A 26339-nucleotide genomic window follows, 5' to 3' on the forward strand; every position below is an offset into this window, starting at 1 on the left:
AGATTAGAAAATGAAATTAAATTGGGGAACAGGAGTAGTGATAGCATTTATACTATTTATAAGCTTTATAATGTATTTTGTTATAGCCATGAATACAGATAAAAATCTGGATCATGATTTGGTTAATGATAATTACTACAAACAAGAATTAGAGTATCAAAACGATATTAATAAAGAGAAAAAATCTAAAGAGCTTGACTCTAAAATAACCTGGAAAAAAACACCAGAAGGTATGCTAATTAGTTTTCCTTCAGAGTTAGACTTTAGTAATATTAAAGGTAAAGTGTTCCTATATAGACCATCTAACAAACAACTAGATTTCGAAACCACAATTTTGTTGTCTAATCACAATTTGCTCATACCTGACAAACGTATGTTAGATGGTCGTTGGAACATTAAAATAGATTGGAATTACAAAGGTACAAATTACATGTATAAACAAGACGTCTTGTATTAATGTTACTTACAGCGCTCATATTTGGTTTATTAGGAAGTTTTCACTGCGTAGGTATGTGTGGTCCTATTGCTTTTATGCTGCCTGTAGATAGAAGTAATTCTTTTAAAAAAATAACTCAAATTACGGCTTATCATTTTGGACGTATATTAGCTTATAGCATCATTGGTTTAATATTTGGTGTCATTGGTAAAAGCTTATATATTTTTGGATTACAACAAAAATTATCTATCGTAATAGGAGTTTTAATGATAGTGGTAATCCTTTTTCCCTATAAAAAATTAGGACAAAATTATATAGTTAAGCCTATTTATAAAGCAGTTGGCTTTGTAAAAAAACAAATGGGTCAAGCCTTAAAAAAGAAAACAGCAGACACCTTTTTAACCATAGGATTTTTAAATGGTTTTTTACCATGTGGTTTAGTATATATGGCAGTTTTTGGAGCCATAGCTGCAGGTAATGCTTGGCAAGGCAGTTTGTACATGGCTTTTTTTGGTTTAGGTACCATCCCATTAATGACTACAGCAATTTATTTAGGTAAATTTTTAAACGCACAAGTCAAACAACGCATCCAAAAAGCAATTCCAGTATTTGTAATAGTAATTGGTGCTTTATTTATTTTGCGTGGACTAGGATTAGGTATTCCATATATCTCTCCAAGTCCAGTGGTACAGATGGTTAATAGTGCAATTGATTGCCATTAATAAAACGTTTAAATTTATCGCTTTCGCGGAAATAAAGCCAAGCCAACTTAAACTTAATTTCATAAATAATATTAACTATTATTTTGTAAATTACAATACGCTAATTAATTTAATATCAGTTTTATAATGCAGAATGTTTTATTACTTACAGACTTTTCAGAAAGCTCAAAAAATGCTATAGATTATACATTACAATTACTGAAATCTAAAACCGCACAGTTTCATTTAGTATATATACATAAAGCATCAGCATTTACATCTGCAGATTTAATGACTACTGGTAATGCCAACTTATATGCTTCCATAGTAAAGTCACCTAAAGAAGATTTAGAGGATTTAGCTACAGCACTTCATTTAAAATATAAAAACGATAGACACGCATTTTTAACTCATATTGATTACGATGTATTTACAGATGCAGTCAATCAAATAATCACACAAAACGCTATAGATTTAGTCGTAATGGGAACAAATGGTGTGACTGGAGCAGATGAGGTTGTTTTTGGAAGTCATACATTACATGTTATACGTAATGTATCTTGTCCAACATTAGTTGTGCCTAAACACTTTAAGTTTACTAAACCAGAAACGGTTTTACTTCCGTTAGATGATAAGGATGTTTTAAACGAAAAAAGAGTGCAACAAATCGTGAACCTAGTGGACAAGAGTACAAGCAAATATCATGTTTTACGAATAACCGAAACTGCAACTTCAGACCAAGAAGATTTGAAATTATTAAACGAACTATTGCACACAAATAATTTTATTTATCATCAAGTTATTAGTGTACCTATGCATCATGTAGTGGATACTTATTTGCAAACTAACACCATAGACTTTGAAGTGTTTATAATACAAAAAACTAGCTTTTTAGAACGTTTGTTTATGGGATCTCCAATAACAAAACATAGTAAAATAGCTAGTGTTCCTTTATTTGTATTACACGACTAATAATAGGCGTGTGTTTAAAAAGTATTTATTCTATTTCAGGAATAATACCATCGTTTTCTAAGACTAATGTTAATAGTTTAGAGTAATCATTTACTGTTTGGTCAATGTTTTCTGGATCTACAATGTCAATATATCCTTTCCATATTAGTGTGCGGTCTTTTGTAGGACATAGACAATACACAGACGTTTCGGCATTATACACTTGATATTCTTTATAAGCATCCGGATTAAAAACCTGATCTTGATACATTAAAAAATCGTCATTAAATTTTTTGTGATTTTTATCAAAATTAGAATAGTCTTTCTTGTATTGAATTTTGTTTTTTATTCCGGCTACTTTAGTAAAAATTACAGCATCAAAACCTTCCTCAATTAATTGATTTTCTAACACTTTTAATTCTGCATCAGTTTTTTCTGATTCTAAAAAATCTGCTTCAAACTTATCTAAGCTAACAGAAGCATCAATCCCTCTAGCGATTAATTGTTTTTGTAATTTTTTTCAAATTGTGATTTAGCAGTTTGATTGTTTGATAATGCCACAATAAAAACTTTTTGTAATGTGTAATCGTTGACGTCTGGACTAATCCAACGCTCTCTTAATTGCGTGCTATCACATGCATATAGAGATATAAGTAATAATATAAGTAATGTTTTTTTCATATTATTTATTTAATAAGTGTTCGTCTTTGTCTGTTTTCATTAGTCTTTTTACCAATTCAAAAACTTCAAACTTAACCGCTTTATAGTCGTAAAAAAAGGAACTCAGTGTCTTAGTCAACGTTCTATGGTCTTCTTTATATTGTTCTTCTTTTTCTATTTCATCCTTACCGTCCACCATTAAACTTAATTCTTTTTCATGCTTTGTTAAGTCGTTAATAAGTAGTTGATTACCTCTGGTAGTTCTAAGTAAAGCAGTGGTTACTATTTTGGCTCTATCTAATATTTCTGCCTCAATTATTTTATGTGTATAATCGGTCAGTAATTCTTCTAAAAAGATTTGTTCATCCTTTATAAAGTTAAGTTCTGATAACCATGTTTTAGACATGTTATGCATTCTTTCAGCACTATACCATTCTACAATTTTGGTTTTCTTTTCTGATTTCATAATTTAATTATTGTTTTAAAAAAAACAGGAAGTATAACATTGTCAACTTCCTGTTTATTGATTACAACTTTACGTACCACTTTTTGGTATTACTTTGACTTAGTAAACCGTTTAACAAAAAAATAATTTTTGTTGTTGATTAATAGCGTGTCGTGGTATTAATTATTGCAATCTCTTACTACTCAGTTATTATTTTCTATAGTTAAAGGTACTATTATTGTTAGTCTTAAACTATGATATATATCATGTAACTAACAGCTTACAATTTTATTTTAATCACTTCATTTAACGCTGGACAATAACTGTCCCATCCATAAATATCTTTTAATTTAACATGAAAGGCTTGTTGTGCAGTTGCCTCTCCATGGACTAAATAAATGGCTTTTGGTGTATTTTTAATAGCACTTAGCCAATCCAATAAACCTGATTGATCTGCATGAGCAGACAAACTATCAATATGTTTTACTTTTGCTTTAACAGGGTAATATTTACCATAAAATTTAACCTCATGTGTGCCTTCTTTTAATAAGCGTCCTCTGGTACCTTCTGCTTGGTAACCTACAAGTAAAATGGTGGTGTTGTCATGATCTATTAATTGTTGCAAATAAGTTAATACGCGTCCTCCTGTTACCATACCACTTCCTGCTATAATTATTTTAGAGCGTGGATCATCTATGGTTTTCCAGGTATCTGCATAAGAGGTAATAATATTAATATGATTACACATAGCCTCATAATCTGATGCTGACAATTTATGCCACTTTGGAAATTTTTTAAAAACCTCTAACACATTGTTTCCCATTGGGCTATCTACAAATATTGGAATGTTTGGAATTTTATTTTTTTGATATAATTTAAATAAAATAAACATTAACATCTGTAAACGTTCAACCGCAAAACTTGGGATAATTAAATTACCTCTATCGTTTATGGTTTGTTTGATTATGTCAGTTAGTTTTTCTTCAATAGCCTCTTTAGGATGTAGTTTATCTCCATAAGTACTTTCTATAAATAAATAGTCTGCATTATCAGGACGTTTTGGGTCGCTAAGTAAATAATCATTTGTTTTACCTATATCTCCAGAAAATACAAAGCGTTTTCCATCAATATCTAATTCTATAAATGTTGAACCTATTATATGACCATTATAATTAAACCTAAAGGATATGTGATTATTAATACTAATCCATTTGTCTTGGGTTTGTACCTCAAATTTAGCCACAATTTGTTCTACCTCTTTTTGCGTATAAAAAGGTAGTGCTGGATTATGTTTAGTGTAGTTTTCTGCATTAGCCTTTTTGGCTTCTTCTTCGTTTATTTTTGCGCTATCTTTTAAAATAATTTTGGCTATAGCCAAAGTTGGAGCAGTACCAATTATAGTGCCTTTAAACCCTTGTTTTATTAGTCTAGGTAAATAACCAACATGGTCTAGATGTCCATGAGTTAATAATATAGTTTGTATGGAAGCCACATCTATTGGTAGTGGTTGCCAATTTAAAAGTCGTAAATCTTTTAAGCCTTGAAACAATCCACAATCTATTAATATTGAAGTTTTAAAAGCTTCAATTAAATATTTGGATCCAGTTACTGTTTTTGCTCCTCCTAAAAAGGTAATGTTAACGTGATTATTCATAGCTTTATTTGGTATTACATAGTAACTTAATTTCGTTTAAAATTCTTTTTTACGTATTTCAGAGACGCCTAAATGATCTAAATAAAAGGCGTCATTTAATAAATCTTTGCAAAGGACAACCTCTCTGTTTAATAAAAACTGTTTTTCTCTTTTAGTTAATAATGTGGATGTTGTAATAGGGTAAAGTTTTAATTGATCGATACGCTCTTTTAACCCATTATTTAAAGGGTAATCCCAGCTTAATAAGTGTAAACCAATACAATTACCATATGTTTTTGCATCCTCTGTAAATCTTGTGTTTGTGACTACCCAACCTTGTGTCATAGTTGTGTTTGAGTGATATTTGATATTCCAGTTAAGTTGAATATCCTGAAATCTAGAATAGATATACAACGGTATTTTTACATTGCAATTTAATCCAGCTTCACCATGAAATTTGCACTCGACAAGTACAGTATTATTGGCTTTTGTTGCCAAAATATCGACCTCATGCTTCACACATTTTCCATTAATAATCTCGCCAACTTTAGTTGTATAACCTGAGGCTTCTAAAATGGCTGCTACATAACGTTCAAACGGAAATCCCGTAGGGCCTAACTCATAAATAGCTTTTTTTAATTTGTATTTAGACGCCAAGTGACTTTTGGTCGCCTTAAGCATAGCAAAAGCACGATTGTAAATTTCTTTAGTAGATATCCCTTGGTATAACTCATCTCTAACATTTGATGTGATTTTTTGGGCTAATGCTTTGTCTGCTCCAGATTTTATTAAAGAATTTTTAAGTTTATCTATAGAAAACTTAACGTGTTCTCCGGAGGATTTTTTTATATAAAGGTCTTGTCTTGTCATATTTTATTGGTTATCTGGAATAACTAAAAAAGGAATAGAGGGATTAAAGCCTATTTTTTTTATAACAGGTTCGTTTAAAAAACGTTCCATTATACTATGTTTATAATTGACCATAATAAGTAAGTCGATATTTAAATCTTGTATAAATGTATTTATGATCTCAGCTTTTTTGTTATAATTGGGTACCGAATGGTAATGCGTTTTAAAACCTTGAAGTCCTTTTTTTAATATGGATAAATTATATTGTTGTAAAGGTGCCAAGTTATCATTAACCTGAATGTTTACAACCCTTAAGGTGGCATTGTTGTCGTAAGTAAAATCATTGATAGTTTTAATTTCTAAATCGGTATAAAACCTATTTAAATCTGTAGAGAAAACGATTTGTTTTAAGGGTTTATAATCATATTGATCAGGTATAATTAAAATTGGGCATACTTTAATGGTGTTAACTAATCGCGTTGTATTACTACCAAAAAACAGTTGTTTGTTTCTTGAAGCACCTTTTGTACCCATGATAATTAAGTCTATTGGGTTTTCTGCAATATGTGCTTTTACTGCAACTTGTAAATCAATTAATTTTAGAACAGTCTTAAAGCTGTGATTAGCATTTGCATCACTAGATTCTATTTGGTCTTTAACTTCTTCTAGTTGTCGTTTACACTGCTGTATGGTGTTTTTTAAATATACATCTGACAAATTGGATAGGGAAGATGCAGTTAACGGATTAGCATGTAATAAGTAAAATGTACAAACTTCGTATTTATACAATTTTACAGCGTAAACTATAGCACTCCATGAATTATCAGAAAAATCAGTAGGTAGTAAGATATGTTTCATATCCTTAAGTTTTAGGTTTACTTAAAGATATTTGATATAAATCTTATAGGATATGATATATATTAGTTTTACAAAAAAAGGGTATTAAAATGATAATTCATTTTAATACCCTTAATATAACTAACTAAAAAAAATATTTATTTAATACGGAAAGTGACTACAGGCAATGCAGCATGATTTGCAATGTCTTCAGAGATACTTCCTGATAAAAAGTGTGTAAATCCAGTACGACCATGTGTAGCAACAGCTATAGCGTCTGCACCAGAAACATTTGCGTAATTTAAGACTCCTTTTTCTACTGAGTAATCAGATATAAACTGTACTTCTGATAATTTATCTAAATTACCATCTGCTTTTTGTAAAAAGTTAGCAACCGTTTTTTCCATTTCAGAGGTGCTACTAAAGTTATCTCCTGGAGTATTGATATATACTAAATGTAAGTTTGAACCTAAAGTTTCAAATAACTTAGAAGCATTTAAATACGGAGTGACTGTTCCATCAGAAAAATCTGAAGCAAATACAACATTATCAAAACTTAAAGTTGTTGGTTTGTTTTTAACAACAAGTACAGGTATTTCTGCATGACGTACTACTTTTTCGGTATTTGAGCCCACAAAAATTTCTTTTAAACCACTACTACCATGAGAACCCATAACTATTAAGTCTGCATTATGTTCTTTAGCGACATCGTTTACTTCACTAAAAACTTTAAAGTGTTTAACTACAGGTGTTACTTTTACATCTTTTAAAAAGTCTTGATCTAAAAATTCTGTAAATCTATTTTCGGCTAATTTTAAAAAGAAAATAGTTTCTGATTGGATATCAGCTTCACCTTGGGTTAAGATGGTTTCAGAAATTTCTAACATGTGTAATGCAAATATTTCTGCATTATATTTTTTTGCCAATATAGCTGCTGATTCTAAAGCATATTTTGAATGTTCAGAGAAGTCTACTGGTACTATTATTTTTTTCATATTGATAGTTTTAAAGGTTGTGTTTTATGTTTTAAAGTTATCGATTGTGTTGGTAATTATCGAGCTTTTATAAATTAATTAACAGTCTAAATGGTCATGGAAAATAATTGCGTTTCTGGTTTGTTTCGCTGTAAAAGCAAATCAAAAGCCATACATATATTTCTAACAAACGGTTTTCCTTTTTCTGTAATAAAAATTTGATTTAATTCTATGTTTAATAAACCATCGTCTTGCATTTCTTTAAGCTTTAATAGGACTTCTGGTATGTCTTCAAAATATAAATTATTAGCCATCCAATTGGTTTTAAAGTGGCACATTAAATTTAAAATGTGCTGTCTAATAATTAAATCTTCAGAGGATAACATGTGTCCTCTAAAAACAGGAATACTGTTGTTTTCAATTAAATGATAATATTCTTCGATACCTTTTACGTTTTGTGCAAAAGCATACCAACTGTCACTAATAGATGAGACACCTAACCCTATCATCACTTTAGTTTTTGAGGCTGTATAACCCATAAAATTGCGATGCATAGTTTCGGTTTGACTTGCTTGATACAAACCATCTGTTTTAAGTGCAAAATGATCCATTCCAATATCATGATATCCTGCTTGTGCTAATAGTTTTTTACCTAATTGATATTGGTTTTGTTTTATACTTGGTGTTGGTAAATCACTGTCTTTATAACCTCTTTGTCCATTTCCTTTTATCCAAGGGACATGTGCGTAACTATAAAAAGCAATACGATCTGGCAATAATTGTTTTGTTTTTTTATGGTGTCTTCGACATGTGCTTCCGTTTGAAAAGGTAAACCAAATATAATGTCATGACCAATAGAGGTGTAACCTATTGTTCTGGCTAATTCTGTAACTTTTTTTACGTTTTCAAAGGGTTGAAATCTGTGTATGGCTTTTTGTACAATAGGGTTGTAGTCTTGCACTCCAAAACTGACACGTCTAAATCCTAAATCAAATAACGTTTGTAAATGTGTTTTTGTGGTATTGTTAGGGTGACCTTCAAAACTAAACTCGTAATTATCTGCTAGTTTAGCTTTGTATTTAATACCATTGATTAAAATTTTTAAATTTTCAGAATCAAAAAAAGTAGGTGTTCCACCACCAAGATGCAGCTCTTTAATTACAGGTTTATCGCCCAATAAATCACAGTATAATTGCCATTCTTTTAAAACTGCATTTATATAAGGTAACTCTACATCATGACGTTTAGTGATACGTTTATTACAACCGCAAAACGTACAAAGACTCTCGCAAAAAGGTAAGTGTATGTATAAGCTAATACCTTCAGTACTGTTGCTTTCGTCAAAAGCTTTTTTAAGGCTTAGTTTCCATTCTTTTAATGAAAAAGTATCTAAATCCCAATAAGGAACAGTAGGATAACTAGTATATCTAGGTCCAGCAACATTATATTTATTAACTAAAGACAAGCACATATTTTAACTATTTGATAAGTCAAAGTTAATGGGCTTGTGCCTTTTAAAATATGACATATGTCATACAGGTCGTAAAGCTTTAGTTTTAGTTTAGAATATTGTATATTTTGTTATACTTTATGTCCTTAAAGTGAGATACAACTAAATCTGCTTGTGTATAATCTTGGTTTTTAGAATGAAAACTATCATAACCAATACAATAGCTTCCTGCAGCTTTTGCTGCTTTAATACCATTGGTAGAGTCTTCAATAACTATACAGTGTTGCTGTAAATGACCAGCTAATTGTGCTGCTTTTTCAAATATTTCGGGATGTGGTTTTGAGGCTTTTAATTCTGCACCACTTATTTTAGCTTTAAAATATTGGTCTAAATCAAAACGTTTAAAAACATTATTTATAGTTAGCATAGATGCCGAAGAAGCTAAAACTAAGGTTAATCCATTACTATGATAGTCTTGTATTATATCCAACACACCATCAATAAGTTGTAAACTTGGATCACTATGAAAAAGATTTACAAATATATCACGTTTATATTGCACTAACTCCTCAGGCGCATTGTCTAGTTTAAATAGGTCACACATACGTTTACAAACATTAATTGTAGATTGTCCTGTAGTAGACTCATACAACGCCTCTGATACTTCAATTTTAAAATGATCAAACATTTTAAAGTAGGCTTTTTTATGTAAAGGTTCGGTGTCAACAATAACACCATCCATATCAAATAACACAGCTTTTAACATACGTTTTGTTTTTTGCGAAGATACTTAATATGTGGTTTTTTACCATAGATATATTTTTTAGTCTATTATAATTACAATATTTTGCGACAACACTTTTAAAATATGATTTACACCATTGTTTTTATAATTTTTATTGGGTTTATAGTTTACGCTTTTGTGCTAATGAGGCCAAGGACAGTAAAACAAATTCCAAAACATTGGCACGCCATACTATTAGAAAAGGTTTTATTTTATAAAAAGTTATCTAAAGCAAATCAAGACGTGTTTAAAAAACGAATAGCGCTTTTTTTAACCGAAATAAATATTGATGGTGTAAATACAACAATTGATGAAACTGATAAATTACTAATTGCGTCTAGTGCTATTATTCCTGTTTTTGGATTTAAAGAATGGAGTTATAATAACCTATCAGGTATTATAGTGTATCCAGACAGTTTTAATGAAGATTTGCAATTTTCTGATATCGATAAAAACAGAAAAATTTTAGGAATGGTAGGTACAGGTAGGTATGAAAAACAAATGATTTTATCCAAAAAAGCAATTCGTTTAGCCTTTAATAATAAAACAGATAAGCATAATACACCTGTCCATGAATTTGTCCATTTATTGGATAAAATGGATGGAGAAACGGATGGTGTGCCTGAATATTTTTTAGGTAAAGAATATATACAACCTTGGTTAGAGTTAATGCATACCGAAATGGAAAACATAAATAACGATACTTCTGATATTAGAAAGTATGGAGGAACAAGTCAAGCTGAGTTTTTTGCTGTAGCTTCCGAGTATTTTTTTGAACGTCCTAAGTTATTTAAACAAAAGCATCCTGAGTTATATAAGATGTTGTCGTTATGTTTTCAACAACCAAAACAAAGTTAAATTAATTCAAATTAGTTAACTTTACAATTACAAAAAACAAACCATGTTAGAAGAGTTACAACAGCATTACGGATATTTATTTGAAGATGAATTAATTCAAGAAATTAATAATGTTGGTACTTATAAAGATATTCCTGAAGGATTTAAATTAATTGAAATTGGTGACTACATAAAAACAATGCCACTTTTAGTTAGTGGAGCGATTAAAATTTTAAGAGAAGATGAAGATGGTGATGAGTTAATCCTTTATTTTATAGAGCAAGGAGATACGTGTGCAATGACATTATCTTGTTGTTTAGGAAATTCTAAAAGCGAAATCAGAGCCATAGCAGAAACAGATACTAAGTTAATAATGATACCTGTTGCTAAAATGGAAGAGTGGTTAGGTAAATATAAGACTTGGCAAAAATTTGTCTTACAAAGTTATCATAATCGTATGTCAGAGTTGCTAGAAGCTATAGACACCATAGCTTTTTTAAAAATGGACGAGCGTTTATTTAAATACCTAAAAGACAAAGCAATGGTCAATCATAACGAGTTAATCCATGTGACACATCAACAAATTGCTAGAGATTTGCATACGTCGCGTGTGGTAATTTCAAGATTACTAAAAACACTAGAAATTGATGGTAAAATTGAATTGCACAGAAACAATATTAAGGTTTTAGATTTATAAGCGTAACAACTGTTACAAACCATCTCCTATATAAATTTTAAGTTTGTATAAGATTATTAAATTATGGATTTTATACAAGTAATAACATATTTAGCAGCTTTTTTAATTGGAGCAGTATTAGGACTAATTGGAGGAGGTGGATCTATTCTAACCGTTCCATTATTAGTTTATTTTTTGGCTTATAATCCAGTAATTGCTACAGCATATTCCTTATTTGTCGTTGGATCGTCGTCATTAGTAGGTGTTTTTCAAAAGCATCGCGAAGGATTAGTAGATTTTAAAACAGGTTTAGCGTTTTCTTTTCCATCATTTATTGCTGTTTATATTTCTAGACGTTTTGTAGTACCAGCAATACCAGAAACTATAGTATCTATTGGTACATTTAGTTTGACCAAGGATATGGCTATCATGATATTTTTTGCAATAATCATGTTTTTGGCAGCTTTTTCAATGATTAAAACTAAACAAAACACAAAATCAACCGCTACCTCACAACCTTATTACAAGACATTTATACAAGGTGTGATAATTGGTGTTATTACAGGATTAATTGGTGCAGGAGGAGGATTTTTATATGTTCCAGCACTAGTATTGTGGGCTGGATTAGACATGAAAAAAGCAGTAGGGACATCCTTAATTATAGTCGCAATAAACTCGCTAATAGGTTTTTCTGGAGATATGCAAACCCTAGATATTGATTGGGTATTTCTACTATCATTTACCACTTTAACAATAATTGGTATTTTAGTAGGAGGCTATTTTTCTAAATATATTTCTAGTAAAAAACTTAAAAAAAGTTTTGGATGGTTTGTATTAGTAATGTCAATTTATATAATTTTAAAGGAGTTAGTTTTTTAATTATGTAACTAAAGTTGCTGTAAAAATTTAAAAACATTAGTAAATTTGAATAATTAAATAAGATTTTTTAGCCTTACGGCGAATTTCTTTTAGTAAGAAAAATAGATTTAAAAATGAACCGAGCCATTAGGGCGAACACATTTTACAAAAACATAAAATAGAATTGAAAATGAACCGAGCCATTAAGGCGAACACATTTTACAAAAACATAAAATAGAATTGAAAATGAACCGAGCCATTAAGGCGAACACATTTTACAAAAACATAAAATAGAATTGAAAATGAAGATAGAGCAGATTTATACAGGTTGCTTAGCACATGCAGCATATTATATAGAAAGTAATGGAGAAGCAGCAATTATTGATCCATTAAGGGAAGTGCAACCATATATTAAAAGAGCACAAAAAGACAACGCAAAAATAAAGTACATTTTTGAAACGCATTTTCATGCAGATTTTGTGTCTGGACATTTGGATTTAAAAGAAAAAACAGGTGCTCAAATCGTATTTGGACCTACAGCACAACCATCTTATGATGCGGTTATAGCAACAGATGGTCAAATATTTGAAGTTGGAGACTACAAGATTAAAGCTATCCACACTCCAGGTCATACAATGGAAAGTACAACATACCTTGTTATTGATCAAAATGGTAAAGAACATGGTATAGTTACAGGAGATACGCTTTTTATAGGCGATGTTGGTCGTCCTGATTTAGCACAAAAAATAGCTTCGGATTTAACACAAGAAAAACTGGCAGGATATTTATTCGATTCACTTCGTAATAAAATAATGCCATTAAGTGACAACTTAATAGTGTATCCTAATCATGGTGCAGGTTCAGCTTGTGGTAAAAACATGAGTAAAGAAACTACAGATACTTTAGGAAATCAGAAAAAAGTCAATTACGCTTTGCGTGCAGACATGACTAAAGACGAATTTATTGCTGAATTATTAGATGGTTTATCAGAACCACCAGCGTATTTTCCTCAAAATGTTATGATGAATATTAAAGGTTATGAAAGCTTTGATAAAGTAATGACTAAATCTCAAAAACCATTAACACCAAAGGCTTTTGAAGCAGCAGCTAACGAGACTGAAGCTATTGTTTTAGACGTACGTAATCAATCAGAATTTGTAAATGGACACATTCCACGTTCTATATTTATTGGTATTGATGGTGGATTTGCTCCTTGGGTTGGTGCATTAATTGCAGATGTTAGTCAACCAATTTTATTGGTCATTCCAGAAGGAAGAGAAGAAGAGGTAATCACACGTTTGTCACGTGTTGGTTTTGACAATGTAATTGGGTATTTAGACGGTAGTTTTGAGGCTTGGAAAAACGCAGGAATGGACTACGACACCTTAACATCAATCTCTGCAGAAGAGTTTGCAAAACGATACGAAGACAATAAAGACGTGATTTTTGATGTTAGAAAAGATGGCGAATTTACTGCCGAGCATGTCGATGGAGCTATACATACTGCTTTAGATAATATTAACAGTCATTTAAGCGAGTTTCCAGAAGATAAACCGTTTTATATTCATTGTGCTGGTGGTTACAGATCTGTAATTGCAGCTTCAATATTAAAAAGCAGAGGTATCCACAATTTAATAGATGTAGCAGGTGGTTATGGTGCCATTAAAAAGACAGATATACCAAGAACAGATTTTGTTTGTCCTACAACATTAAAATAGTATTATAATTAATTTTATTAGTAAAGGCGCGTATTGCATTATTGTAATACGCGCTTTTTTGTGTAACATTAGTTACCGTTCAGGTGTATATATTGTGGTAACTTTATCTATTAATATAATGGTTTGCCTTACGGCGAAATAGTTTTACAAAACCTCAAATTTATATTAAAATTGAACCCAGCATTTTAGCGAACACATTTTACCAAAATTTAAAATAATATAAAAAATGAACACTTCAATAACAGTACAAAATTTAAAATGTGGTGGTTGTGCAAACACCATCACTACAAAATTAGCAGAACTAGAAAATATCTCTGAGATTACAATAGATGTTGATAATAGTATAGTAACGTTTAATCACAATAACCAAACGGAAGCTATAGCAGTAAAAGAGCGCCTTAAAACGTTAGGTTATCCAGCAATAGATGATGATAATAACTTAGTTTCTAAAGCTAAATCCTTTGTTAGTTGTGCAACTGGTAAGCTATCTAAATAAATTATAGTTATGAAAAAGGTTTACTTACTTATAGTATTATCGTTGGTTTTGGTTAGCTGCAACAATTCTAAAAACAAAAAGCTATCTGCTTTTGACACTCAAATGGAAGCGAATAAGCATCCTGGAAAAAAGCTAATGGAAACTAACTGTTACACATGTCATAGTCCATCAGCTAGTCAAGCTGATAGGATTGGACCACCAATGATTGCTATTAAAAAGCATTACATTGATGACAATACAACAAAAGAAGAGTTTATAGCAGATATACAATCATGGATTAAAAATCCCAATGCACAAGATGCTAAAATGCATGGAGCAGTAAAACGTTTTGGTGTTATGCCAAAGCAAGCATTTCCAGAAGAGACAATTGCTAAAATAGCAGATTATATGTTTGATTATGATATTGATCAACCAGAATGGTTTGAAAAGCATTTTAATGAAGAAAAAGGTAACCATAAAGGACAAGGAAAAGGACAAGGAAATGGTATGCACAAACAACAGGCTGAAACAAATTTTGAAGATTTACCATACGCAGAACGTGGATTAAAATATGCCTTATCAACAAAAGCAGTTTTGGGTAAAAATTTAATGGGAACTATCCAGAAAAAAGGGACGTTAGAAGCTTTGGCGTTTTGTAATGAAAAGGCTTACCCTTTAACAGATAGCATGTCTGTAATACATAATGCATCCATAAAAAGAGTTTCCGACAAACCAAGAAATCAAAATAATTTAGCAAATAATAAAGAATTGACGTATATTAATTCTTTTAAAAACGACATCAAAAATAATATTGAACCAAAACCAATAGTTGATCTATTAGACGATAAAGTACATGTGTATTACCCAATTACAACAAATACAATGTGCTTGCAATGTCATGGTAAACCAAATCAAGATATTAATAGACCAACCTTAAATAGTCTTGCTAATTTATACCCTAAGGATAAGGCAATAGGTTACTCTATAAATCAGGTTAGAGGTATTTGGAATATTAGTTTTGATAAATAAATAATGTCAATAAATGAGTAAATTTTCAGAAATAATTAATCAAGACCAACCTGTATTAGTAGATTTTTTTGCAGAGTGGTGTGGACCTTGTAAAACTATGAGTCCGATTTTAAAGGATGTAAAAGACAACTTAAAAGACCGTGTGTCTATTATAAAAATTGATGTAGATAAAAATCAAGAATTAGCATCTAAATATCAAGTTAGAGGTGTGCCAACGTTATTGTTATTCAAAAAAGGAAAACAAGTTTGGAGACAATCTGGCGTGCTACAAAAAAACGAATTGATTGATGTTATTACAGCAACATACTAATGGATTTAAGCGCAAATTTTTGGGATAATAGATACAAATCTAATGATATTGGTTGGGATTTAGGAGCTGTTTCTCCGCCATTAAAAGCCTATTTTGATCAGTTAACCAATTTGGATTTAAAAATTTTAATTCCTGGTGGTGGTAATAGTTATGAGGCAGAATATCTTTTTAATAAAGGGTTTAAAAACGTATATGTTGTTGATTTATCTCAAACAGCTTTAGATAACTTAATAGCTAGAGTACCTGATTTTCCATCATCAAATTTAATTTTAAATAATTTTTTTGATTTAAATATGACGTTTGATCTAATTATAGAGCAAACTTTTTTTGTGCAATTAATCCTAGCCTAAGAGCCGATTATGCTAAAAATGCTTCAGACATTTTAAATGTAAATGGTAAAGTTGCAGGCTTATTATTTGATGCGACTTTAAATACAACTCATCCACCTTTTGGAGGTAGTAAAAAAGAGTATTTAGGCTATTTTAAACCTTATTTTAATATAAAAATAATGGATGACTCTTATAACTCTATAAAGCCAAGAGCGGGAAAAGAATTGTTTTTTGTTATTCAGAAAAAATAAAAATTATAAACCTTATTTAAAACTGATAATTGTCATATTAAATATTAAACAACAACAGTAAATTTGTGCTTTACGATAAATACTAAAATTTTAAAATTATGATTTCTCAAAACATCGCATTATATAGTTGGAGTAACGGAGTAGTAATGATTGCTATTTTTGGAGTAATTTGTTTATTACTTATTGGTTTTTTAGTAAAATCAATGTCTAGTAGTGACAGAAAAGATGACGAAGCAAAAGAAAGATAAGGTCTAGTTATATTTATAAATAAAAAGAAGGAGCACATATTAAATGGGCTCCTTCTTTTTTGTTTACACTTTTTTTGTTTTAAAACTTATACTGTAAAAAAGCAGAAAAGTTACGTCCAGGCTCTGTTATTGGTGTTCTTCCAAAATCTTCCTGATTAGTAAATGAAAAGTTTAAATGGTTATTATAAGCTTCATCAAAAGCATTAATTACAGCAACACCTAAAGTTATATTCTTAACAGGATTTACTCCAAATCTGATATCTAAAGTTTGATATCCATCCGTTTCGGTTTCACCAAAACTTCTAGAAATATTATCTTGTTTGGATACGATGTTATATTGTGCATTTCCCCAAAATTTATCTTTCTTAAAACCTAAAACCATGCGTGTATTAAATGGAGGTGTTAAAGGTAATGATTCTGCTAAATCTTTGTTTTTAGCATAGACATAAGCAAATTCAGTTTTAAAGTAATAATCATTTAAAAATTCGATTTCAGCCATAGCTTCAAAACCAGTTTTATAAGCTTCGTTTATATTTTGAAAGACTTTAACATTGGTTGGGTCTGAAGTTGGATTAAATTTTCTTGTTAATGTTGGATCTATAACACCAACAATATAGTTTTCAAAAAAGGAATAATAAAAAGAGGTTTCGTATTTAAAGCTATTAAAACCATTTTTTAAGGGTTGCTTACCTTTAAATCCAATTTCAAATTGATTGTTTACTTCTGCTTTCAAATTAGGATTTCCTACATATTCATAAGGGTCTTGTCCAACAGTAAAATGGTTAATAAAACGCTCGATCATATTGGCAGATCGCACACCACGACCATATGCAGCTTCTAAAGTAAAGTTGTCCGTTACTTTCTTTTTAATAGACAATGTTCCGCTTATATTATGTTCAGTACGTTTTTTTAAATCATATAAAGCTTCAAAATCGGGTTCTGGATCTTGAATATCTGAGGTGACATTATCATAACGCACACCTGCTGTTACAACTGTTTTGGGATTTATAGAGTATTTGGCTTCTGTAAATACTCCTAAATCTGCAATGTATGAGTCTTGCCACACCTTATCATTAAACGTTATGGGTGTTGTTAGCATGTTTCCATTCATAACTTTAACGGTTCTTGTTCTTCCTCCATCTCTAGCAATATGCATAGCATCTAGTCCAGTAAATACATTTAATTTTTTAAGTGGTTTCCAGTTTAATTCTAATTTACCACCTGCAGTTGTCGCGTTTACAGCAGATGATGCTTCCATCATCATAAACGACGGTCTATTGTTATTGGTCATTAAGTGATCCACATAACTGTAGTATACTTTAGCGGTTAAGGACTTAGCTATAACGCCTATATTATCCAATTTATAGTCTAAAGACAAAATGCTACTGTTATCAAATTCTGTATCCATTGGTAAAGCTGCATGTAAGACATCACGACCAAAAGACTGCCTCCAATGGGCTTGTAAACGTTGATCTTCTGTAATATTATACCCTAATTTTATTCCATAATCAGTACTTCTAAATGATGACGGTATTTCTACACCATTTCCATCTTTATAATTCCCGAAATCTCTATAGCCAGCATTAGCAACAATATCATATTTTTCTTGAATGTATTGTAATTGTACTAAATTGACTAAAGCGTTTCCGTTACTTTCATAACCACCAGATATTTTTCCGTGTAAACCATAATCTTCATAATCTGGTTTTTGCGTTACTAGATTTATAATACCTCCAAAAGTAGCACCATAACGTACGGTATATGGTCCTTTAATAATTTCAATTTTAGAAATTTCTTCAGGAATAATATGTGTCGTTATGGGATCCATTCTATTTGGGCAAGCATGCATTGCTTTGGTTCCGCCATCATACTGAATATTTAATTGCTCATATTGTGAAGCTCTAAAAGAAGGATCTATAGCATAATTACCTCGTTTAATTACTGAAAATCCATTGATGTTGTTAAATAAATCTGCAACATTTTTGGGTTGCACAATAGCTTTGTCATAATTATTGGCAACAACTGTTAATACAGGATCTTGGTTTAATTTTCCTGTAACAATAACTTCGTCTAATTTGTTTATTTTTTGATTTGTAGTGTCTTTTTTAGTCTCATTTTGACCAAAAGACATAGCTGAAACAAGTATGCATAAAAACACACTATTTATTGTTTTCATATATAGTAATATTATATTTAACTTAAATGTTTGGGGTAGATTAACTACCAATTTTAAAAGTTAAATTATACCTGTGGAGGATGGAAACAATCGTTGATATTGTTATAACTATATAGGTTTTTGTAAATCGAAGTGTTTTGTTTTTTTAGATCGTTTATTGGTTTGAATGCTAATTTTTCTATGGTTAGCGTAAATAAAAGAAGCTCTTTAAAATTAACTACATTTTCTGGTGTATCTTGATCTTTATCTAGTGATTTTGAAACCTTATTCAAATGACATTTACCATTACATTGTAACTCAGGTTTATCTTTATTAACACATAAAGTCTCAATAAAACCCAAAGGATCTAGTTTATAATAGGCATAAGTTAAGGATACTCTTGTACTATTAAATAGTATAAGAATGGTTACACTTAAAGCGAATATATACGTACTCATTTTCATTAGTGTAAAAATAAAATAACAGACTATCATAAAAGGTGACATTTGTTACATTACCGTAGATTTTACGTTTATAGCTAAATCTTATTTTGGTATAAGCTTTAGGTATTGTTTAAGTGACAAATGTTACACATAGCCACAGCCTTGTAAAGTAATTTTACAGTATAAATAATTTAAAAATCTATATATTATGAATACTTTAGAAACAACACCACAAGAAACATTTGCAATGCCAAGAATTGGTGATAAAGCACCAGAGTTTACAGCAGTAACAACACAAGGAGATATTAATTACCCATCGGATTATAAAGGTAAATGGTCTATATTATTTAGTCATCCAGCAGATTTTACGCCTGTTTGTACGTCTGAGTTTATGACATTTGCACATTTAGAAAAAAATTTGAAAAAGCAAATTGTAGTCTTATCGGTTTGTCAATTGATGGTTTATATAGTCATATTGCATGGTTAAGAACGATTAAAGATAAAATTGAATTTAACGGAATGAAAAACATAGAAGTTAAATTTCCTTTAATCGAAGACATTTCCATGGAAGTAGCCAAAAAATATGGTATGATTCAACCAGGTGAAAGCAAAACACAAGCGGTTAGAGCGGTCTTTTTTGTAGATCCAAACGAAACAGTTAGAGCTATTATTTACTATCCATTAAGTTTAGGACGTAATTTTGATGAGTTATACAGAGCCTTAATTGCAATGCAAACATCAGACAAGTTTAATGTAGCTACTCCAGCAGATTGGAATCCTGGTGACGATGTAATTGTATCTCCAGCTGGATCTTGTGGTGTCGCAGAAGAGCGTATGACCTCTACTGAGGATTTAGACTGTAAAGATTGGTTTTTCTGTACTAAAAAATTAGATAAGGATTTAGTATTGGATTCAATCTTAAAAAAGTAAGCTAATTACCTATAAAAAGAGCCTCTTATTAAGGCTCTTTTTTGTATTTTAATATCTAAATAAAAAAATCATGATTATTAAACAATTTGAAGATAAGCCATTAGCTCACTATTCTTATGCAATAATTAGTGATGGTAAAATGGCACTTGTAGATCCATCAAGAGATGTAAAACTGTATTACGATTTAGCAGAAAAACATAATGCTAAAATTATTGCTGTTTTTGAAACACATCCACATGCCGATTTTGTGAGTAGTCATTTGCAAATACATAAGGAAACTGGTGCAAAAATTTATGTAAGTAAATTGGTTGGCGCTAATTATCCGCATCAAACATTTGATGATGGAGATACTCTTAATTTAGGAACGGTAACTTTCTCGGCTATTAATTCGCCAGGTCACTCGCCAGATAGTATTACAATTATTGCTAATGATGCAGATAATAATTATGCGATGTTTTCTGGAGACACCTTATTTATTGGTGATGTTGGAAGACCAGATTTGCGTGAAAAAGCAGGTAACATAAAAGCTAAAAGAGAGGAGTTAGCTAAAAGTATGTATCATACTATGCGTCATAAATTTAATCATTTACCAGACACAACAACTGTTTATCCAGCGCATGGTGCAGGATCGTTATGTGGTAAAAACATGAGTACAGATGCATCAAGCACTTTAGGAAGAGAACGTACTGAAAATTGGGCATTTAAAGATTTAACTGAAGATCAATTTGTGAATCATATTTTAAAGGATCAGCCTTTTATTCCTGCCTATTTTGGATTTAATGTTGATATAAACAAAACAGGTGCAGATAATTTTGAATCTACATTTTGTGGCATACCTTTTTTATTCGGGATAACCAATTTTATTAATGATGACAGTCTGATTATTGATGTTAGAAGCGCATCACAATTTAAAGAGAATCACTTAAAAGGAAGTATTAATATTATTGCAGAAACGGAAGATGATAAAGTAGAAACTTGGTTAGGTTCTATCGTTGCTCCTAATGAAGCGTTTCATTTAGTAATTAACTCAATTAACGACAGAAAAACAATACTTAGTCGTATTGCTAAAATAGGTTATGAAAAGCAAATCAAATCGATTGTTACGTTAGGTGCCAATACCTTTGAAACATTTAAAGTGTTAGATATTGAAGATTTTAAAAAACACCCAAATCAATATACTATTATTGATATCCGTAATGCAAGCGAGGTAGCAGAAGGTAAGATTTTTGAAACTGCGATTTCAATTCCTTTAAATCAATTAAGAGCCTCTAAAAGTCAAATTCCTACGGATAAACCTATTGTGGTGCATTGCGCAGGAGGTTACAGAAGCGCAGCAGGAAGTAGTATTATTTCTAATATAACTAAAACAGTTCCTGTATATGATTTAAGTGATGCTGTTAAAACATTTACAACTTAAAAATAGATAACACACATTAATTTTGAAAAGCCTCTTTTTTGAGGCTTTTTTGTAATAAAAGTTACACAGCGTTTAAGCGTTGTGTCGTATTTTTGTATTAAAATAAGCATGCTATGGATACCGAAATTTTAGCCAGAATTCAATTTGCCTTCACCATTGCCTTTCATTATATCTATCCTCCATTAAGTATTGGTATAGGTCTAATTATGGTGATTATGGAAGGATTATATCTTAAAACAGGAAATAAGCATTACGAAGTATTAACTCGCTTTTGGTTAAAAATCTTTGCTATAACTTTTGGTATTGGTGTCGCAACTGGTATTATTATGGAGTTTGAGTTTGGTACCAATTGGGCAGTATATTCAAGATATGTTGGTGATATTTTTGGAAGCGCTTTAGCAGCAGAAGGCTTATTTGCATTTGGGTTGGAAAGTGCCTTTTTGGGAGTGTTAATTTTTGGATGGAACCGAGTGTCTCCTAAAGTACATTTTATATCTACAATCGGTGTTTTTCTTGGTTCCATGTTTTCGGCAGTTTGGATTGTTGTAGCTAATAGTTGGCAGCAAACACCTGCTGGTTATCATATTGTAGGAGAGGGATTTAATGCTAGAGCAGAAGTAACAGACTTTTGGGCAATGGTTTTTAATCCATCTAGTGTAGATAGGATTATTCATGTTTGGCAAGGTGCATTTTTAGCAGGTGCCTTTTTAGTCTTGAGTGTGCATGCTTACTATTTACTTAATGGTCGATATGTAGAAATTTCAAAAAAAGCATTTAAAATTGCTTTGGGATTAGCAACTATTGTTTCGTTAACTCAATTACTTTCAGGACATAGTTCGGCAGATGGAGTAGCGGTAAATCAGCCAGCAAAATTAGCTGCTATGGAAGGGCATTATGACAAATCTGCACCTGCTGATTTATATTTGTTTGGTTGGGTTAATGATAAAACTCAAGAGGTTACAGGTATTGGTATACCAGGAGGATTATCGTTTTTAGTACATCAAGATTTTGAAGCTCCAATTACAGGATTAAATGCTTTTCCAGAAGAGGATAGACCAGGTCAAGTTAATGCAGTGTTTCAATTTTATCATATTATGATTTCTATTGGAATGTTTTTAATCGGGTTAACATTATATGCGTCGTTTTTATGGTGGAAAGGTACATTGTTTGAAAAACGATGGTTATTAAAAATCTTTGCACTTTCGGTATTACTACCACAAATAGCCAATCAAGTCGGATGGTTTGCTGCAGAGATGGGTCGACAACCATGGATTGTTTATGGACATTTAAGAACTAATGAAGGATTTTCGCAAGAAGTGTCTTCTAATCAAATTTTATTCTCTTTAATTTTATTTTTAGTAGTCTATGCTATATTGTTTTTATTATTCCTTTATTCTGTCAATAAAAAGATAAAGCATGGTCCTTATGATGAAGCTAAAAATCCTGATGAATTTTTAAAATACGTTTAATAAAAAAACTATGGAAACAATATTAGGTATAGATTATCCAACACTTTGGTATTTAGTTGTCGGCTTATTATTTTCGGGTTATGCTATTTTAGAAGGTTTTGATTATGGTGCTGGTGCTTGGCATTTATTTTTAAAAAAAGATTTAAGTCGTCGTATTGCAATTAATGCTATTGGTCCATTGTGGGATGCAAATCAAGTGTGGTTAATTATTGGTGGAGGTGCTTTATTTGCAGGTTTTCCTGTAATGTATGCCACTATGTTGTCCGCAATGTATATTCCTTTTATGTTATTTCTAATGTTATTAGTGTTAAGATCTTCTGCAATAAAATTTAGAAGTGCTGAAGAAATGACTTGGTGGCGAAAAACCTGGGATATTATTTATTTTGTTTCCAACACGTTAATAGCTTTTTTATTAGGTGTCGTTTTAGGAAATGTTTTACAAGGTTTTGAATTAGGAGAAAACCTAACCTATAAAGGTGGTATTTTTTTCTCTTTTTTAAGTCCTTATGCTATCATGGTTGGGTTTACAACATTGTCTATTTTTATGACACAAGGTGCTATTTTTTTATTACTTAAAACGGAAGGGCGTTTGCATGCTAGATTAACTTTTTTGTTAAAAAAAGGTATGATTTTCTTTATTATAAGTTTTGCAGTAACATCTTTATATACATTGACTTTTTTACACGGAGTTACAGATAAATTTAAAGAAAATCCAGTATTTTTTGTACTACCTATTTTAGCATTTTTAGCAGTAGCTAATGTGCCTAGATTGGTGTCTAAGAAAAAATACGCTAATGCTTTAGTTTTTTCATCATTAACTATGGCTTTTTTATTAATGTTAGTTGCGTTTCAGTTATACCCAGTACTATTGCCTTCTACTATAGATCCTAAATACAGTGTAACTATATATAATGCAGCTTCATCTCAAAAATCCTTAGGCATAATGTTAACCATTGTAGCTATTGGAGCACCATTATTAGCAGGTTATTTCTTGTTTTTATATAAAACATTTCATGGTAAAGTTAAGTTGGATGATACTAGTTATTAGTTATGTAACATAAGTAGCTGTACAGATTTTAAGGATGTAATATCTTTATTAAAAATTAACAGTTTATGTCTAAAATCGTCATTTTAGGAGCCGGTATTTCTGGTCATGTTGCAGCAACTCATTTACGTAGAAAACTGCCAAAAAATCATGAAGTAATTGTAGTATCTCCTAACAGTAATTACCAATGGGTCCCTTCAAATATTTGGGTAGGAATTGGTAAAATGAAATCAGAAAAAATTTACTTTCCATTAGCACCTTTGTATAAAAAGAAAGGTATTGGATATAAACAAGCCAAAGCGATTTCTTTTTTCCCTGAAGGAGATAAAACAGAAGAAAAACCTTATGTTTTATCTGAATATGTAGCAGGAACCAATAAAGGTCAAAAAGAAAAGATAACCTACGATTATTTAATTAATGCTACGGGTCCAAAATTAAACTTTGAAGCTACAGAGGGTTTAATTCCTGGTAAAAACAAAGCGTATTCAGTGTGTACATTCTCTCATGCAGATCATGCTTGGGTAGGTTTGAAAGCATTAATTCAAGAAATGAAAGCGGGTAAAAAAGCTAAAATTTTAATCGGTACAGGACATGCAAAATCGACTTGTCAAGGTGCTGCTTTTGAATATATTTTAAATGTTGAGCAAGAATTACGTAAGCATAACGTGCGTGACATGGCAGAAGTCACTTGGATTTCTAACGAATACCAACTAGGCGATTTTGGTATGGATGGTATGTTATTAAGTTATGGTAGTATGACCATGAAATCTCATGAAATGGTCGAAATGGTTTTTGAAGACCGAGACATCAAATGGATTCTTGGAGCAGGCGTAAACAAAATTGAAGACGGTATAGCGCATTACGAAAATTTAGAAGGCGAATATAAAGTAGAAACTTATGATTTTGCAATGTTAATTCCTTCGTTTTCTGGTCATGGGTTTAAAGCCTATGATAAAAATGAAAACGATATCACAGAAAAGCTCTTCAAAGGTTTTATGATTGTTGATGCCGATTACACGCCAAAACCATATGAACAATGGTCAGTAAAAGATTGGCCAGAAACGTATCAAAACCCGAGTTATAAAAACATTTTTGCTCCAGGTATTGCATTTGCACCACCACATGCCATTTCTAAACCAAGAACTAGTAAAAATGGGACTGTAATTGCACCAGCACCACCACGTACCGGAATGCCATCAGGTATTACCGCAAAATTGGTGGCAGATAATATTATAGATTCTATAAAAAGTGGAAAAGAATCTTTACATCACAAAGGCAGTTTAGGTAATATGGGAGCAGCATGTATAGCTTCAGCAGGTTACGGAATGTTATCCGGAAGCGGAGTAAGTATTACAACGTATCCAATTGTTCCAGATTATGAGAAATATCCAAAAACCCAAGGTAGACAACTTGGAAAAACCTTTGGGCAAATAGGTTTAGCAGGTCATTGGTTAAAACTAGCATTGCATTATGCTTTTATCTATAAAGCTAAAATGCGACCATTTTGGTGGTTGATTCCGGAATAAACAGCGCGCTTAATTTTTAATTGATATGAATTTTTTATCCTGAAAGACCAAAGAGAAATTTAGGATATCATGAAAATTTTACAAGAATTTAATAATTATCAAAATGACAGAAAGAATATCAAAATATCAAAGATTTAAAATGATGAATCCAATCATCCAGTTTTTTAAATTCATCTATTTAAGTATAAAAATAATGGTTGTGGTAGCAGGAGGACATGGTGGTACAAGAAGCTAAATGACTTTTACTGTACAAAATGTATTGCTATTTTAGTGATTTAGATGTTATAATATGTACACCCATAGCAATCATTTCAGTTTTAATAGCTTCAAAAGTTTTTGTATTTAAAGCTTTTGAAGCATCTTCAATAAAATAGCATTCAAACCCTGCTTTTACAGCATCACGAATAGAAAAGTAAACGCAAATATCTGATGCAAGACCGCAAAAATACAGTTTTGTAGTTCCTTTTTCTTTTAAATAACTAGCTAATCCAGTTGATTTTAAATGGTTATTATCAAAAAAGGCGCTATAACTGTCAATATTAATATCTGTACCTTTTCTAAAAATGGCCTCGTACTTTGTGGTGTCTAACTCAGAGTGTAATTGGGCACCTTTAGTGCCTTGTACACAATGTTTAGGCCATAAGGTTTGCATTTGTCCACGCCACTCAATACTATCAAAATCAGATTTTCCTTCATGGTTTACAGCAAAGCTAGAATGTGCTATTGGGTGCCAATCTTGTGTTGCTACAATCAATTCGAATTTATCTTGTATGCTATTTATTACAGGTACAATTGTATTGCCATCAGGAACAGGAAGTGATCCTCCAGGCATAAAATCGTTTTGTACATCAATGACTAAAAGTGTTTTCATAGTTTGACTATTTTAATATAATAGGCTAGAGC

The 26339-nt window shown here is 31.0% G+C and carries 30 protein-coding genes and 1 pseudogene; 19 read left to right on the plus strand and 12 right to left on the minus strand.

Annotated features, from left to right (window positions below):
- Positions 1 to 10: 10 nt before the first annotated feature.
- The 3 genes from AC0L3M_RS02325 to AC0L3M_RS02335 all read left to right on the plus strand — a co-directional run bounded on the left by AC0L3M_RS02325 (position 11) and on the right by AC0L3M_RS02335 (position 2109).
- Positions 11 to 457 carry a FixH family protein gene (locus AC0L3M_RS02325; RefSeq protein ID WP_145001374.1) on the plus strand — a complete coding sequence of 149 codons (447 nt, stop codon included), beginning with the start codon at positions 11 to 13 and terminating at the stop codon, positions 455 to 457.
- Positions 457 to 1158: a sulfite exporter TauE/SafE family protein gene (locus AC0L3M_RS02330; RefSeq protein ID WP_473431687.1), complete on the plus strand. Its 702-nt coding sequence runs from the start codon at positions 457 to 459 to the stop codon at positions 1156 to 1158. The genes AC0L3M_RS02325 and AC0L3M_RS02330 overlap by 1 nt, the downstream gene beginning before the upstream one ends.
- 126 nt (positions 1159 to 1284) lie before the next feature.
- Positions 1285 to 2109, plus strand: coding sequence for a universal stress protein (locus AC0L3M_RS02335; protein WP_473431688.1), 825 nt, complete (start codon positions 1285 to 1287; stop codon positions 2107 to 2109).
- Between the two features lie 25 nt (positions 2110 to 2134).
- Here the strand turns inward: AC0L3M_RS02335 and AC0L3M_RS02340 are convergent, their stop codons facing one another.
- From AC0L3M_RS02340 to AC0L3M_RS02380, 9 genes and pseudogenes are all read right to left on the minus strand, one after another.
- On the minus strand, positions 2135 to 2500 hold the full coding sequence (locus AC0L3M_RS02340; protein WP_473431689.1) for a hypothetical protein: 366 nt from the start codon (positions 2498 to 2500) through the stop codon (positions 2135 to 2137).
- A gap of 86 nt (positions 2501 to 2586) precedes the next feature.
- Positions 2587 to 2769: a hypothetical protein gene (locus AC0L3M_RS02345; protein WP_473431690.1), complete on the minus strand. Its 183-nt coding sequence runs from the start codon at positions 2767 to 2769 to the stop codon at positions 2587 to 2589.
- Position 2770: 1 nt separating this feature from the next.
- Positions 2771 to 3214 (minus strand): hypothetical protein, encoded by a 444-nt coding sequence (locus AC0L3M_RS02350; protein ID WP_145001383.1) that lies wholly within the window; start codon positions 3212 to 3214, stop codon positions 2771 to 2773.
- A 259-nt stretch (positions 3215 to 3473) separates the two neighbouring features.
- Positions 3474 to 4847 carry an MBL fold metallo-hydrolase RNA specificity domain-containing protein gene (locus AC0L3M_RS02355; protein WP_473431691.1) on the minus strand — a complete coding sequence of 458 codons (1374 nt, stop codon included), beginning with the start codon at positions 4845 to 4847 and terminating at the stop codon, positions 3474 to 3476.
- Between the two features lie 36 nt (positions 4848 to 4883).
- Complete coding sequence (locus tag AC0L3M_RS02360) at positions 4884 to 5696, minus strand: ATP cone domain-containing protein (RefSeq protein WP_473431692.1); 813 nt, start codon at positions 5694 to 5696, stop codon at positions 4884 to 4886.
- Between the two features lie 3 nt (positions 5697 to 5699).
- A complete protein-coding gene (locus AC0L3M_RS02365; protein WP_473431693.1) occupies positions 5700 to 6533 on the minus strand; it encodes a universal stress protein in 834 nt (277 codons plus the stop codon).
- A gap of 137 nt (positions 6534 to 6670) precedes the next feature.
- Entirely contained in the window at positions 6671 to 7507 is an 837-nt protein-coding gene (locus AC0L3M_RS02370; RefSeq protein WP_145001391.1) for a universal stress protein, read from the minus strand.
- An 86-nt stretch (positions 7508 to 7593) separates the two neighbouring features.
- A pseudogene (gene hemN, locus AC0L3M_RS02375) lies at positions 7594 to 8957 on the minus strand (oxygen-independent coproporphyrinogen III oxidase).
- 85 nt (positions 8958 to 9042) lie between these two features.
- Positions 9043 to 9702 carry an HAD family hydrolase gene (locus AC0L3M_RS02380; RefSeq protein WP_473431694.1) on the minus strand — a complete coding sequence of 220 codons (660 nt, stop codon included), beginning with the start codon at positions 9700 to 9702 and terminating at the stop codon, positions 9043 to 9045.
- 102 nt (positions 9703 to 9804) lie between these two features.
- On the opposite strand from AC0L3M_RS02380, the gene AC0L3M_RS02385 reads away from it, so the two are divergent.
- The 9 genes from AC0L3M_RS02385 to AC0L3M_RS02425 all read left to right on the plus strand — a co-directional run bounded on the left by AC0L3M_RS02385 (position 9805) and on the right by AC0L3M_RS02425 (position 16451).
- Positions 9805 to 10578 carry a M90 family metallopeptidase gene (locus AC0L3M_RS02385; RefSeq protein WP_473431695.1) on the plus strand — a complete coding sequence of 258 codons (774 nt, stop codon included), beginning with the start codon at positions 9805 to 9807 and terminating at the stop codon, positions 10576 to 10578.
- Between the two features lie 43 nt (positions 10579 to 10621).
- Entirely contained in the window at positions 10622 to 11254 is a 633-nt protein-coding gene (locus tag AC0L3M_RS02390) for a Crp/Fnr family transcriptional regulator (RefSeq protein ID WP_145001399.1), read from the plus strand.
- A gap of 63 nt (positions 11255 to 11317) precedes the next feature.
- The gene (locus tag AC0L3M_RS02395; RefSeq protein WP_473431696.1) at positions 11318 to 12112 is read left to right on the plus strand and encodes a sulfite exporter TauE/SafE family protein; all 795 of its coding nucleotides are present in this window, start codon (positions 11318 to 11320) and stop codon (positions 12110 to 12112) included.
- Positions 12113 to 12393: 281 nt separating this feature from the next.
- Positions 12394 to 13809: an MBL fold metallo-hydrolase gene (locus AC0L3M_RS02400; RefSeq protein ID WP_473431697.1), complete on the plus strand. Its 1416-nt coding sequence runs from the start codon at positions 12394 to 12396 to the stop codon at positions 13807 to 13809.
- Positions 13810 to 14035: 226 nt separating this feature from the next.
- Positions 14036 to 14305, plus strand: a complete 270-nt coding sequence (locus AC0L3M_RS02405; protein ID WP_473431698.1) for a heavy-metal-associated domain-containing protein — start codon at positions 14036 to 14038, stop codon at positions 14303 to 14305.
- A gap of 9 nt (positions 14306 to 14314) precedes the next feature.
- Positions 14315 to 15313 (plus strand): c-type heme family protein, encoded by a 999-nt coding sequence (locus AC0L3M_RS02410; protein WP_473431699.1) that lies wholly within the window; start codon positions 14315 to 14317, stop codon positions 15311 to 15313.
- Between the two features lie 13 nt (positions 15314 to 15326).
- Positions 15327 to 15623: a thioredoxin gene (gene trxA / locus AC0L3M_RS02415; RefSeq protein ID WP_473431700.1), complete on the plus strand. Its 297-nt coding sequence runs from the start codon at positions 15327 to 15329 to the stop codon at positions 15621 to 15623.
- A complete protein-coding gene (locus AC0L3M_RS02420; RefSeq protein WP_473431701.1) occupies positions 15623 to 15973 on the plus strand; it encodes a class I SAM-dependent methyltransferase in 351 nt (116 codons plus the stop codon). The genes trxA and AC0L3M_RS02420 overlap by 1 nt, the downstream gene beginning before the upstream one ends.
- A gap of 328 nt (positions 15974 to 16301) precedes the next feature.
- Complete coding sequence (locus AC0L3M_RS02425; protein WP_193600109.1) at positions 16302 to 16451, plus strand: hypothetical protein; 150 nt, start codon at positions 16302 to 16304, stop codon at positions 16449 to 16451.
- 79 nt (positions 16452 to 16530) lie between these two features.
- Here AC0L3M_RS02425 and AC0L3M_RS02430 read toward each other — a convergent pair whose 3' ends face one another.
- Positions 16531 to 18627: a TonB-dependent receptor domain-containing protein gene (locus AC0L3M_RS02430; RefSeq protein WP_473431702.1), complete on the minus strand. Its 2097-nt coding sequence runs from the start codon at positions 18625 to 18627 to the stop codon at positions 16531 to 16533.
- Positions 18628 to 18692: 65 nt separating this feature from the next.
- Entirely contained in the window at positions 18693 to 19064 is a 372-nt protein-coding gene (locus AC0L3M_RS02435; protein WP_473431703.1) for a hypothetical protein, read from the minus strand.
- Between the two features lie 193 nt (positions 19065 to 19257).
- Here AC0L3M_RS02435 and AC0L3M_RS02440 point away from each other — a divergent pair, with 193 nt between their 5' ends.
- From AC0L3M_RS02440 to AC0L3M_RS02470, 7 genes are all read left to right on the plus strand, one after another.
- Positions 19258 to 19536, plus strand: coding sequence for a redoxin domain-containing protein (locus AC0L3M_RS02440; protein ID WP_473431704.1), 279 nt, complete (start codon positions 19258 to 19260; stop codon positions 19534 to 19536).
- Positions 19497 to 19979: a redoxin domain-containing protein gene (locus tag AC0L3M_RS02445; RefSeq protein ID WP_473431705.1), complete on the plus strand. Its 483-nt coding sequence runs from the start codon at positions 19497 to 19499 to the stop codon at positions 19977 to 19979. The genes AC0L3M_RS02440 and AC0L3M_RS02445 overlap by 40 nt, the downstream gene beginning before the upstream one ends.
- A 70-nt stretch (positions 19980 to 20049) precedes the next feature.
- Entirely contained in the window at positions 20050 to 21396 is a 1347-nt protein-coding gene (locus AC0L3M_RS02450; protein WP_473431706.1) for an MBL fold metallo-hydrolase, read from the plus strand.
- 113 nt (positions 21397 to 21509) lie between these two features.
- Complete coding sequence (locus AC0L3M_RS02455; protein WP_473431707.1) at positions 21510 to 22865, plus strand: cytochrome ubiquinol oxidase subunit I; 1356 nt, start codon at positions 21510 to 21512, stop codon at positions 22863 to 22865.
- Between the two features lie 10 nt (positions 22866 to 22875).
- Entirely contained in the window at positions 22876 to 23913 is a 1038-nt protein-coding gene (gene cydB / locus AC0L3M_RS02460; protein ID WP_473431708.1) for a cytochrome d ubiquinol oxidase subunit II, read from the plus strand.
- Positions 23914 to 23978: 65 nt separating this feature from the next.
- Positions 23979 to 25436 (plus strand): NAD(P)/FAD-dependent oxidoreductase, encoded by a 1458-nt coding sequence (locus AC0L3M_RS02465; protein WP_473431709.1) that lies wholly within the window; start codon positions 23979 to 23981, stop codon positions 25434 to 25436.
- 103 nt (positions 25437 to 25539) lie between these two features.
- Complete coding sequence (locus AC0L3M_RS02470) at positions 25540 to 25671, plus strand: hypothetical protein (RefSeq protein ID WP_261375294.1); 132 nt, start codon at positions 25540 to 25542, stop codon at positions 25669 to 25671.
- 27 nt (positions 25672 to 25698) lie between these two features.
- Here AC0L3M_RS02470 and pncA read toward each other — a convergent pair whose 3' ends face one another.
- A complete protein-coding gene (gene pncA / locus AC0L3M_RS02475) occupies positions 25699 to 26307 on the minus strand; it encodes a bifunctional nicotinamidase/pyrazinamidase (RefSeq protein WP_473431710.1) in 609 nt (202 codons plus the stop codon).
- Positions 26308 to 26339: the final 32 nt, after the last annotated feature.

It is taken from the genome of Olleya sp. KJ81-1, from assembly GCF_055808135.1.